The sequence below is a fragment of the Microcystis sp. LSC13-02 genome (genome assembly GCA_002282935.1).
Lineage (GTDB): Bacteria > Cyanobacteriota > Cyanobacteriia > Cyanobacteriales > Microcystaceae > Microcystis.
Map to the genome: position 1 here is coordinate 1 of MTBT01000071.1, position 10,465 is coordinate 10,465.

General features: G+C 44.7%; 14 protein-coding genes and 1 pseudogene. 4 read left to right on the forward strand and 11 right to left on the reverse strand.

What is annotated here, in order from left to right:
• The 3 genes and pseudogenes from BGL89_RS04305 to BGL89_RS04310 form a co-directional block, all read right to left on the reverse strand.
• Positions 1 to 630 (reverse strand): annotated as a pseudogene (locus tag BGL89_RS04305) (CHAT domain-containing protein); the annotation flags it as partial.
• 206 nt (positions 631 to 836) lie between these two features.
• On the reverse strand, positions 837 to 1,163 hold the full coding sequence (locus tag BGL89_RS21180) for a helix-turn-helix domain-containing protein (RefSeq protein ID WP_353738129.1): 327 nt from the start codon (positions 1,161 to 1,163) through the stop codon (positions 837 to 839).
• Complete coding sequence (locus BGL89_RS04310; protein ID WP_147074156.1) at positions 1,160 to 1,519, reverse strand: type II toxin-antitoxin system RelE/ParE family toxin; 360 nt, start codon at positions 1,517 to 1,519, stop codon at positions 1,160 to 1,162. The genes BGL89_RS21180 and BGL89_RS04310 overlap by 4 nt, the downstream gene beginning before the upstream one ends.
• 546 nt (positions 1,520 to 2,065) lie before the next feature.
• Between BGL89_RS04310 and BGL89_RS04315 the strand changes: the two genes are divergently transcribed.
• Positions 2,066 to 2,332 (forward strand): hypothetical protein, encoded by a 267-nt coding sequence (locus BGL89_RS04315; RefSeq protein WP_106909610.1) that lies wholly within the window; start codon positions 2,066 to 2,068, stop codon positions 2,330 to 2,332.
• 4 nt (positions 2,333 to 2,336) lie between these two features.
• Here the strand turns inward: BGL89_RS04315 and BGL89_RS04320 are convergent, their stop codons facing one another.
• The 7 genes from BGL89_RS04320 to BGL89_RS04350 all read right to left on the reverse strand — a co-directional run bounded on the left by BGL89_RS04320 (position 2,337) and on the right by BGL89_RS04350 (position 6,111).
• Positions 2,337 to 2,765 (reverse strand): type II toxin-antitoxin system VapC family toxin, encoded by a 429-nt coding sequence (locus BGL89_RS04320; RefSeq protein WP_002788601.1) that lies wholly within the window; start codon positions 2,763 to 2,765, stop codon positions 2,337 to 2,339.
• A gap of 9 nt (positions 2,766 to 2,774) precedes the next feature.
• The gene (locus BGL89_RS04325; protein ID WP_002793069.1) at positions 2,775 to 3,014 is read right to left on the reverse strand and encodes an antitoxin; all 240 of its coding nucleotides are present in this window, start codon (positions 3,012 to 3,014) and stop codon (positions 2,775 to 2,777) included.
• Positions 3,015 to 3,036: 22 nt separating this feature from the next.
• Positions 3,037 to 3,249, reverse strand: coding sequence for a type II toxin-antitoxin system HicB family antitoxin (locus tag BGL89_RS04330; RefSeq protein ID WP_002793068.1), 213 nt, complete (start codon positions 3,247 to 3,249; stop codon positions 3,037 to 3,039).
• A gap of 9 nt (positions 3,250 to 3,258) precedes the next feature.
• Positions 3,259 to 4,080, reverse strand: coding sequence for a hypothetical protein (locus tag BGL89_RS04335; RefSeq protein WP_286824615.1), 822 nt, complete (start codon positions 4,078 to 4,080; stop codon positions 3,259 to 3,261).
• On the reverse strand, positions 4,073 to 4,840 hold the full coding sequence (locus tag BGL89_RS04340) for a hypothetical protein (RefSeq protein WP_286824616.1): 768 nt from the start codon (positions 4,838 to 4,840) through the stop codon (positions 4,073 to 4,075). The genes BGL89_RS04335 and BGL89_RS04340 overlap by 8 nt, the downstream gene beginning before the upstream one ends.
• Before the next feature lie 208 nt (positions 4,841 to 5,048).
• Positions 5,049 to 5,930 carry a tetratricopeptide repeat protein gene (locus BGL89_RS04345; protein ID WP_286824617.1) on the reverse strand — a complete coding sequence of 294 codons (882 nt, stop codon included), beginning with the start codon at positions 5,928 to 5,930 and terminating at the stop codon, positions 5,049 to 5,051.
• Positions 5,931 to 5,964: 34 nt separating this feature from the next.
• A complete protein-coding gene (locus tag BGL89_RS04350; RefSeq protein ID WP_002740204.1) occupies positions 5,965 to 6,111 on the reverse strand; it encodes a hypothetical protein in 147 nt (48 codons plus the stop codon).
• Between BGL89_RS04350 and BGL89_RS04355 the strand changes: the two genes are divergently transcribed.
• Entirely contained in the window at positions 6,053 to 7,528 is a 1,476-nt protein-coding gene (locus BGL89_RS04355) for an efflux RND transporter periplasmic adaptor subunit (protein ID WP_286824618.1), read from the forward strand. The two genes, BGL89_RS04350 and BGL89_RS04355, sit on opposite strands and share 59 nt — an antisense overlap.
• Positions 7,529 to 7,543: 15 nt before the next feature.
• On the forward strand, positions 7,544 to 8,761 hold the full coding sequence (locus BGL89_RS04360) for an ABC transporter permease (RefSeq protein WP_286824619.1): 1,218 nt from the start codon (positions 7,544 to 7,546) through the stop codon (positions 8,759 to 8,761).
• A gap of 58 nt (positions 8,762 to 8,819) precedes the next feature.
• On the opposite strand, the gene BGL89_RS04365 is transcribed toward BGL89_RS04360, so the two are convergent.
• On the reverse strand, positions 8,820 to 9,251 hold the full coding sequence (locus tag BGL89_RS04365; protein ID WP_286824620.1) for an NUDIX domain-containing protein: 432 nt from the start codon (positions 9,249 to 9,251) through the stop codon (positions 8,820 to 8,822).
• A gap of 129 nt (positions 9,252 to 9,380) precedes the next feature.
• On the opposite strand from BGL89_RS04365, the gene BGL89_RS04370 reads away from it, so the two are divergent.
• Entirely contained in the window at positions 9,381 to 10,310 is a 930-nt protein-coding gene (locus BGL89_RS04370; RefSeq protein ID WP_286824622.1) for an NAD(P)H-dependent glycerol-3-phosphate dehydrogenase, read from the forward strand.
• Positions 10,311 to 10,465 lie beyond the last annotated feature (155 nt).

The window sequence follows — 10,465 nt, forward strand, 5'->3', positions numbered from 1 at the left end:
TACCGGCTCTTGACCCAATTCGGCTTGGGTCCTGTAGGCTACGCCCAGATTATTCAGGGTTTGGGCTAATTCCCTTTCTAATCCGGGTTGGTGGAAGATGGTGGCGCAAAATTCGTATCCATAGATGGCGATGTCCAGGTTAATGCGTGGATTACCTCTAGGAAACTCACGAAAAGCATAAGCAAGATCATAGAATAATCTTCCTAGTTCGTTGGTTTCCTCTGGATTGTATTGTTCCTTGAGTTGATTTCCCCAAGCACGGAGGAGGTTAAGTAAGTTTTCATCTAAGAGATGGAGGTTATTGTCGAGCAGGGGATAAATTACTTGGCGGTTTCCGTCACTTTCCTGGACAGTTTGCACTAGGGTTTGTAAAAAACTGATGTAGGGGTTTTGATTATCCCTTGGCGCGTCTAAAAATTGTCCTAACTGTTGCGCCATATTCCTCAACCATCCCGCGTTATTATCTTCTCCCTGCTGTTGCAAAAAATCTGCATACTGACCCATCACAGCGACTAAGCCTGCATCAACTAATTCCGCGTTAGCCTGTAATAGCGCTGGTTCTTGACCATTTTCGCACTGGAGTAGTGCCTGGATTAGTGCTAAGTAAGCTTCTATTCTTGCTTCGTTCATGATTGTTTTTAGTAGGGTGCGCTCTTCGATAGCTTAACGCACCAAGTAGTAGTTAAATTAATGATAGATGTGGTGCGTTACGACGGATTGTTAGATTTAAGTTTGAGCAGAGATTGTCGCCGTAAATACGCACCCTACATTCTATTTTTCTGAATTACACAATGTAGAATGTAGAGGAAAAACGCGATCATCTTTTCTCAACAATGTTACTCTTCTTTTGGGAAATCAGAACTGCCTACAACCTGAATGGCTCCGAAGTCAGGAAGCTTGACGGTGAGATGCCACTCTCCACCAAGTGAACGCACAAAGTTGGAAAAGTCCTCGAAGGTAAGACCCCGTGACCCATTCTCTAGTCGAGAGATTTGCGACTGAGATACTCCCACTCGTTCGGCCAACTCCTCTTGTGTGAGACCGAGATGGGAGCGAAGTTCTCGAATCGCTCGTATCTCCTTCAGAGTCTCCTCGGCGCGTGCTTGTATGCGTGCCCTCCTTTCCGGGGACAGCGAAGCCATTTTCTCCTCGTGACTAATCATTTCCCCTCCTCCTTCATGGTGCGTAGGTGTTCTTCAAACCTCTTGTCGGCGATACGGATATTTTCCTTGTACCAGTTGGAACCGCTTCCTGTCTTATTCCCTCCAAGCAAGATAATCGCTCTTCGTTTTGGGTCGAAGGCAAAGAGCACCCGCCACGGCTCCCCCCTGTGCTGTACCCGAAGTTCTTTCAGGTTCGGGTACTTACTCCCTTTGACGGTATCAACATAGGGCCGTCCGAGCATTGGTCCTTCAGCTTGAAGAAGCTCGATGGAGAACAAGAGTGCATCTTGTAAGCTCTCATCTTGCTCGTTCAGCCAAGCGTCGAACTCATCGTGGTAAAGAACTATCCAGATCATAACTAGGGCTTGCTGAATAATGGTAAAACCCTTTTAAAATAAAGCTTTTGACCTGTTAAAGTCCGATGTTCATGCTGCGAAAATAGGATTGGGACAAAGCCTGAAACGACCGGCTACTGACTCCTGACTCCTGACTCCTACCACCACCGAAAAACTTTTTCAGCAGACCCTAACTAGAGTATATGACAAATTGGCATAAAGTCAAGCCGACCATTCTGCCGCTTAATCGCACTCAGAACTTGACCAAAACGAGGAATCCCACTTGATTTAACTCTTCAGCAATTTGTCAATAAGACTCAATTAGACCTCGACCTAATATTATCTCAAGACCAAAAGTCTTTCTAGTCAAGGAATCTACCTGAACAAAAATTATTTTAATTGCCTCATATTCTCACTAAACACTACTTTAAGGCAGAGCCTTGGAACAAGGGATAGGTGTGGTGCGTTACGACGGATTGTCAGATTCAAGTTTAAGCAGCGATTGTCGTCTAACGCACCCTACATTCTACTATAATCAAAGATGTTGATTTATCCTATGAGGTAACAATGTTATCCATTAATCTAGATCGAGAAACCGAGAACTATCTAGCGGACATCATTTCTGAAGAGAATATTAGCTCAGAAGAACTTCTAAAAAAACTCATTTACGAACATTGGCAAAGCTTAAAACCGCGTAAAACTTTATTACAACGCCGGGGAGGTCATCCTCAGCATCTTTTAGAAAATGCTCCACCTGATTTGTCATTGCGAGAAAACCGCAAAAAAGTAGTGGCAGAATATATCCAAAACCATCATCAGCAACATCATTTATGACAAATTATCCCCCAAAAATTATTACAGAATCAATCAACCAATTCTCTAACTTCAAAGCAGGCACACGCTCAAATTCACGAGTATTTGCGGTAACAAGAGTCAGATCAAGCGCTAGAGAATGAGCAGCAATCAGTAAATCATTTGGACCGATTGGGGTTCCTGCTTGCTCCAAATGTTTACGAATTAGGGCATAGTGCTTATCTACAGTTGATTCTAATGGCAAAACTGTCAAGAACTCCAGGATGCGTTCTAGTTGCTGCACCAGACGGGAGGAACCACTTTTAACCACTCCAAATCTTAATTCACACGCCACAATGATGCTCGTACAAACGCTTTCTTCGCCGACATCCACAATATGCTGGAAAACCTGACCTTGGGGATACCTGATCAAATGTGATAGGATGTTAGTATCAAGCAGATATTGATAGGTCATTGGGTGGTACTAAAATGTAATGTCATCAAGGGGAAGCAACCCTTCATCTATATCAGGAAAATTGTCTGTAATGTCTGGCAAAGTAGTCAGCAAAGAAATTAGAGAACCGGAAGAAATCGGCTCAATGATTAAGCGATGACCTTCTTTGCGTAACAAAACCTCTGTGCTTGATAGGGCAAGTTCAGGAGGAATAGTTAAGACTTGCTCTTGTCCACTTGTTAGTAAAGAAACCTGACGTAAGTTTTGCATCTGTTGACCTCTTTGTTAATGATCACCTTACTATAATAGACGCTTCTAAGACAGAATATTCAGTATCTAAAACTTCTACTCCAAAGGTTTCAATATGAAAACGGAGTGCTGATTTCGCATCTTCTAGCGCTTCTTGATATGATTCGCCTTCGCCAATGACAACACCTTCAATACCTAAAGGATAAGCAATATAGCCATCTGGGTGTTTTTCGACAATTATTTTAATGCTTTTCATGATTATTTTTTAAATAAATTTTCCCAATTCATCAAGCAAATCCATCGCCACATCCAGCCAGTCCACCGCACCCTCTGAAGACGGCTCAGGCGTTGCTTCCCTTACCTCTTGGAGATTCGAGGCTAAGGGTTTAAAATTCTCATGATTCTCGCTGGCCTTCTCTGCTAAAAAGTCCTTTAATAGCGTCGGACGTTCATACTCTGAGCTATTTGTCAAGAGCCAGTTCAAAAATGTGATCGTCTCGGTTCGTTGTTGCGCTGACCAGCCTTGTTTATCGATATACTGCGCCATGATTTGCTGACAGTTTTCCCACCGACGGTAAGCTTCCCACAGCGCCGACATAGGTTTCCTCATGGCCAAAGACACTGCGCCGCCTTCTGGGAAATCTTGGCGCAGGTCCGAACTCAACAGAACCCCAGTTAACCAAGCTCCTCCTTCCCCTAACTCGACTAAAATATAGGCTAGGGTTGCCGGATTTAGGTCAATCTTGACCTTAACTTGGCTTAAATCCAACGGTTCTGCACCAGAGTCTTGGGGAACTAATAAAGCTTCCAGTTTACCAAGTTTAGGTAGCACCACTTGAGCATTATCAGCCGCCGCAGCATCTACCTCTATCCCATGTTCTTCTAGATAATATGTCAGCACCGCCGCCGCTAAGGTGTTCTGACGAAATTCCCCAAAGCTGGGATAGGGAACCCAAACAGAGTCGGCTAAATCTGTTTTAGGGTCTAAACCCGCAAGTTTAGCTAACTCAACCAGATCATCTGTATCTGCATTAGCAAGACGCAGGTACAGTTCTTCAACTTCTCGAATAAAATCTGCATCACTCATAACGCAATACCTGACGACTTAGATAGGGTTGGGTTTTATGCTTTAAAAATAACTTAGCGAATCCTAACTCAAATACGTTTAATTTGTGTCCAGAAATATCATCTTTAAATAAATTTTCTAAACCCGTAATCACAACCTGACGCATTTCAGGGGTAAATGTCGCTTCAACGCTCCAGGGAACACCCGCAATTAACATTTTACCCAGGGAATCAGCTAATTCCCCAATCAAAACAGGCTCACCCGTCCTATTCTCGAACACCCACACAGGCTGATTATTTGCTCCCTTATGACTAACTTGCGCTATTTTAAGCTGAAACTTATCTACCTGGGACTTTTTTTGACGCTGTTCTCCAACTCCCTTTAAGCTTGCTTTCGATAAATCAGGAGTTACTGATGCTTCTACTTGAGACTTGCTTTCCTGTTCTCCCCCTGACTGACGTTCAATCTCCAACTCCCTTGCTAAAATCTTTTTCAACGCCTCATTTCTTAACTCAGAAGGCATTTGGCCATTCTCCAGTTTTAAGCGCAACTCTCCCCCCCGCAAACCAAACTTAACCCGTCCAAAGGAAAAAACAAGCCACTGCTGATTAAAATTAATCCGCACCGATAGGGAAAACGCCTCTGGTTCAGACTTTTTGAAAAGGGAAAAAGGGCCCTTCGACTCAGACGCAACAGGTTCTCCCGAAATCTCCAGGTGCAGACATTCGGGACATTTATTATCATGTTCTGTCACCTCAATTGCCCTTGATTGCTTTGCCATCATCCCAGTCTTTTTAAACCCTTAACTATAATAATTGTACTGTATTTGGGGTTTGCGGCAAAAAGTTTGTTGTTTTGCTAATAAAGTCCCAAAACCATTTTTTAGCAAAGCTGCTACCGATATTCAGCCAGCCTTAATTAGCTAGAGCAAGCCTCAAGAATTCCTAGCAAATTAACTAAGGGGTTATCTTAATGCTTGCTGCATAAGCTTAATTTTCTTCCTCCACTTCTGGGGTTGGTTGTGGTAAACGAGCGATAAAATCTTTCATTTTGGGATGATTAAACATTTTCTCCGTGTCTTGCAGAAGACGTTGACCCCAGAGATTTTCCTCTAAAAATTTTAGACTGACATAACGACTATCGCTAGTGAGAGCGGCCTGAGCTAATTTGATGCCCTCCTCGGTTTTTCCTTGACTATAAATAGCCACCGCAATAGCTAACTGAGGTTCCGGCTGTTTAGGATCAATTTTCAAAGCGGCGCGCCAATCTTTAAGGGCTGCTTCCTTATTGCCCTGTTCGTATTTAACTAAACCAATATTATTAATAGCAGGCCAAAAATTTTTATCTTGAGTAACAGCTTTTTCGTAAGCTGCAATCGCCGCAGGATATTGGTCTAACTTGAGATAGGAATTACCGAGATCAAAAAGAGCGGGGGAGATATCGGGTTTCATTTGCAAACCCGCTTCAATCTGGGCAATAGCAGACTGGTAATCTTGATTCTGAAAATAGGCACTACCGAGGGAAAATTTAATATTAGCGTGGGCATCGGCGGGAGCAAGGGACAAAGATTGATTTAATGCCTCGATACCGAGTTGCACCTGATTGTCTTGCAGATATAAACTACCGAGAATAAACCAAGTTTGATAGAGATGGGGGGCTAACTGCACCGCTAACTTAGCTCGTCCAAGGGCCGCATCGGTACGGCGAAAACGAGCTAATTGGATGGCATCTTCGGCCATTTCAATTCCCGCTTGTTCCATCTGTTCTAACTCCGGTTCGATGGCGTAGGGGAGTAGTGCTTGGGAAAAAGCTGGCGGGCTGCCAGCGACGAAAAAAATGAGCAAAGAAATGATTAATTGAAGTTTTGGCACAGTTTACCCCCGCGATAGGCCTTTTTTAATCAGTCTATCTCGCTTGGGAGTTGTTGGCTAAAGAAACAACAAAGGCAACTCTAGAGACGTTAGTATATAACCAATTAACTTTTGGCTGATCGATGGCAATAACCGTGTTGGGAAAATCAAATCGCCCCCTATTTTGGATATTCGGACTCATGGCTAGTGGTTTTCTGGCGGTGGGAGTGGTTTCTTATCGCTTGCTGCAAACACCTCCTCCTAGCCTAGAATTGGCGAAAATGACCGTTCCTGCTCGACGGGAAACCCTGGCTGTGGAAATTAAAGCTAGTGGTAGGGTGGAACCAATCCAAAGTGTCAACATTAGCCCGAAAAACCCCGGCCGATTAGTGCGATTATTGGTGGATCAGGGCATGATTGTTAAAAAGGGACAAACCCTCGCCGTCATGGATAATTTAGAGGTGTATGCCCGGGGAATGCAGTCAGAAGCGCATCTACGGGAAGCTCTAGCCAATCTGGAACAGGCTAAACGCAGCATTCCCGAAGATATCCGGCAATTACAAGCCCGATTTTATCAGGCCCAGGCCAGTTATAAGCAATTAGAAGCCCGTTTAGCTCAGGCCAAAGAAAGAATTCCGAAAGATTTAGACCAACTGCAAGCTCAGGTACAAGCGGCCCAATCCCGTTTTCGACTAGCAGAAAATCGGGTTAAACGCAATGAAAATTTAGTCCAGGAAGGTGCGATCGCCCAAGACCAATTTGATGCCGTCCTTAATGAATATCTCAACGCCAAAGCTAATTTAGAGGAATCGGTCCGCCGTTTGGAACAAGCAGATAAAACCGCTTCCCCAGAAGTGGCCGGAATTGAGCAGGAAATGATCCGAGCGGCAGCAGCGATCGCAGAAGCGAAATTTGCCCTCGAACAACGCCAAAAAACCCAAGAAACCGAGCTTGCTCGACTAGAATCATCTGTAGCGGCTGCTAGGGCCGATTTAGAGCAAATCAAGATTCAATACCGCGATACGGTCATTACTGCTCCCTTTGATGGCATCATCACCCAAAAATACGCCACCGAGGGTTCTTTTGTCACTCCCACCACTTCGGCCTCCAGTACCGCTTCCGCCACTTCCACCTCGATTATCGCCCTAGCATCGGGATTGGAAGTAATTGCTAAAGTGCCGGAAGTAGATGTGGGTTTATTACAGCGCGGCCAACCAGTGCGAATTGTCGCCGATGCTTTTCCTGAAGAAGTCTTTGAAGGTCGAGTTATTCTCGTGGCTCCCGAAGCGATTATCGAGGATAATGTTACTTCTTTTGAAGTGAGAATCGGTTTGGTGACGGGACAGGACAAACTCAAATCGAAAATGAATGTGGATGTAACTTTTGTCGGCCAGCAGTTAGATAATGCCCTCGTCGTGCCGACTGTCGCCATTGTCACCCGGGAAGGCAAGTCAGGGGTTTTAGTTGCCGATGCCGAAAATAAACCCAGTTTTAAACCCGTTTCGATCGGTTTGGTCTTAGACGATAAAACCCAAATTTTATCAGGTTTGGAAGTCGGAGAAAAGGTCTTTATCGATCTCCCCGAAGGAGCCCAAGATACCTCGAAAACTAAAATCTGATAACTGATAACTGATATGTTTATCATCGAAAGTTTAAAAATGGCCGTCTCCACCCTAGCGGCCAATAAAGTGCGTAGCGGCCTGACCATGTTAGGGATTATCATCGGTAACGCTTCAGTAGTGGCAATGATCGGTATTGGCCAAGGGGCGCAAACTTTAGCCAATGACCAGTTTGCTAACTTGGGACCCAATACCATTTTTGTGGTGCCAGGGTCGCGACAAGCACGCAATACCACCGTTAATTTACCGAAAACCTTGGTTTTAGCCGATGCTCAGGCGATCGCCGAACAGGTTCCCACTGTCGCTGAAGTCGCCCCGGAAATAAACGCTCGTTTCCTGATTTCCTATCGTAATCGCAACATGACGGCTCTAGTCACGGGAAGCACCCCAGAATACGCTTCTGTCCGCAATTTTACCCTAGAAAAAGGTCGTTTTATCAATAATATCGATCTAGCCCGCAACAAACGGGTAACGGTGATCGGCACTGAAGTGGCAGCGCAACTTTTTCCCACCCAAAATCCCCTCGGTCAACAGCTGCGGATCAAAAATCTCAGTTTTGAGGTGATCGGGATTTTAGAGGCGAAAGGCTCCTTTTTTGGCAATAATCAGGATGAAATGCTGATTATTCCCCTTAGCACCATGAACTCGCAACTGGTGGGCAAAACCGGACCCTACGGTGTCGAGTTGAGTTGGATTAGTCTCACAGCCCGATCGGGGGAGGAAATCCGCGCTGCTAAGTTCCAAATCCAGAATCTCCTGCGTTTACGCCATAAAATCGTGGCTGAGGATGATTTTCGCGTCGAAACTGCTAAACAGATGATCGAAATCTTCGGCACGATTACTCGGGGTCTAACCCTACTTTTGGCTTTAATCGCCGGTATTTCCCTGATTGTCGGTGGTATCGGGGTGATGAATATTATGCTCGTTTCGGTTTCGGAAAGAACTGGGGAAATCGGACTAAGAAAAGCGATCGGAGCCAGAGAACAGGATATTCTCTTACAATTTCTGATTGAATCAACTCTCGTTTCCATCGCCGGCGGTGCGCTTGGTATTCTCGTCGGTGCAGGAGCGATCGTTCTAGTCTCCAGTTTCTCTCCCCTGGCTGCCACTGTTTCCGCCAGCGCCGTCGCCCTGTCTTTGAGTGTTTCCACGGGTATTGGTCTCTTTTTTGGCGTTTTTCCCGCTTATCGTGCCTCTAAATTGCAACCGATTGTCGCCCTCAGAAGTGTCTAATTTTTTAAGGTTTTTCGGGGACGTTTTTGGCAAGGATTGCTTTAATAGCGGCGTTTTTCTAATGTGTGGGACGGATTTGATAATCCCGATAACGACGATAATCATTGAGGATGCGATCGTGATCAAAGCATAAAGGTTGGGGGAATTCCCAGAGATGAAAAATCCCGACTTTTTTGGCATCATCGGCAGCAATCGGTTTGCCTTTTGCCGTGGCGATAAAAACGATACTAATGGTGTGTTGACGTGGATCGCGGTTAGGATCGGAATAGACGTGAAATTGCTCGATTAACTGCACCTGTAAACTGATTTCCTCGTAAGCTTCCCGAATGGCCGCCGTTTCCACTGATTCACCGTAGTCCACGAATCCCCCCGGAATTGCCCAGCCAAAGGGCGGATTTTTTCTCTCAATCAGCAGGATCGGACGGTGGGGCGAGTCGATCAGTTCGATGATAATATCAACAGTGGGGGCAGGATTGCGATAGTTTGTCATTTTTTTCAGTTATCAGTGAACAGTTATCGGTAATCGGTGAATAATTTCATTTAAGACTCATAACCTTGAAATCGAATCCTTTCTAACCAGGAACTGATCAGGGATCGCTAATAAGGAGGAGAATAAAAGTTGTTAGAAAATGCCAAGAAAATTACGGTTATAGGTGGGGGAATTTGGGGGCAAACCCTCGCTAATTTGGCTAGACTTAATCACTTAGCTGTTAGGGTTTGGTCGCGTCATAGTGGGGAAGATTTGGGGGCTATTATAGCAGATACTGAGGTAATTATTTCAGCAGTTTCGATTAAAGGAGTTGCTCCAACGATCAAAAAATTACAGCAATTACAATTAAATTCTCGCATAATTATCGTCACCGCTACTAAAGGATTAGAGCCAATCACCACTCGTACCCCTTTTCATCTGTGGAATCAAGCTTTTCCCGCTAATCCCCTTGTGGTTCTTTCCGGTCCCAATTTAGCTAAAGAAATTAATCAAGGTTTACCCGCTGCGACGGTGGTAGCAAGTTATGTGCAAAAAGCGGCGATATTGTTACAAAAATTATTATCTGGGGAATCTTTTCGGGTTTATCTTAATAGCGATCCCTTGGGGACTGAGTTAGGTGGCACTCTCAAAAATGTCATGGCGATCGCTTCTGGGGTTTGCGATGGTTTACAGTTAGGTACTAATGCCAAATCTGCCCTGTTAACTCGCGCTTTACCGGAAATAGTTCGGGTGGGAACTTGTCTAGGAGGTTGTCAAGAAACTTTCTTCGGTTTATCGGGTTTAGGGGATTTATTAGCTACCTGTAATAGTCCTTTATCTCGCAATTATCAAGTGGGTTATCAATTAGCTTTAGGTTTATGTTTGCCTGAGATTTTAGCAAAGTTAGAGGGAACTGCCGAGGGAATAAATACCACAGAAGTTTTGATGAGAATTGCCCAAGAAAAAAATTTATATGTACCGATTACCTGTCAAGTTGATCGTCTTTTGCGCGGGGAAATTTCTCCCCAAGTTGCCGTTTATGAATTGATGCGTCGGGATTTAAAAGCAGAATTTGATTGAGAGACAAGAGATTTTTCAGTGATCAGTAATCAGTGGGGGGTTGGGGAGTGGGGAGATGATGCCAAGTCATAGTTACTAATTCTGTACGCAAACGTCGCACTTTGAATCAGCTTTGTACGCTTTGACCCGTACAGGGCTAACTACAAGCCTCTCTA

Coding starts and splice junctions, on each gene's coding strand:
- BGL89_RS21180 (WP_353738129.1), bottom strand. CDS start 1,163: ATGATTAGTCACGAGGAGAAAATGGCTTCGCTGTCCCCGGAAAGGAGG.
- BGL89_RS04310 (WP_147074156.1), bottom strand. CDS start 1,519: ATGATCTGGATAGTTCTTTACCACGATGAGTTCGACGCTTGGCTGAAC.
- BGL89_RS04315 (WP_106909610.1), top strand. CDS start 2,066: ATGTTATCCATTAATCTAGATCGAGAAACCGAGAACTATCTAGCGGAC.
- BGL89_RS04320 (WP_002788601.1), bottom strand. CDS start 2,765: ATGACCTATCAATATCTGCTTGATACTAACATCCTATCACATTTGATC.
- BGL89_RS04325 (WP_002793069.1), bottom strand. CDS start 3,014: ATGCAAAACTTACGTCAGGTTTCTTTACTAACAAGTGGACAAGAGCAA.
- BGL89_RS04330 (WP_002793068.1), bottom strand. CDS start 3,249: ATGAAAAGCATTAAAATAATTGTCGAAAAACACCCAGATGGCTATATT.
- BGL89_RS04335 (WP_286824615.1), bottom strand. CDS start 4,080: ATGAGTGATGCAGATTTTATTCGAGAAGTTGAAGAACTGTACCTGCGT.
- BGL89_RS04340 (WP_286824616.1), bottom strand. CDS start 4,840: ATGGCAAAGCAATCAAGGGCAATTGAGGTGACAGAACATGATAATAAA.
- BGL89_RS04355 (WP_286824618.1), top strand. CDS start 6,053: ATGGCAATAACCGTGTTGGGAAAATCAAATCGCCCCCTATTTTGGATA.
- BGL89_RS04350 (WP_002740204.1), bottom strand. CDS start 6,111: ATGAGTCCGAATATCCAAAATAGGGGGCGATTTGATTTTCCCAACACG.
- BGL89_RS04360 (WP_286824619.1), top strand. CDS start 7,544: ATGTTTATCATCGAAAGTTTAAAAATGGCCGTCTCCACCCTAGCGGCC.
- BGL89_RS04365 (WP_286824620.1), bottom strand. CDS start 9,251: ATGACAAACTATCGCAATCCTGCCCCCACTGTTGATATTATCATCGAA.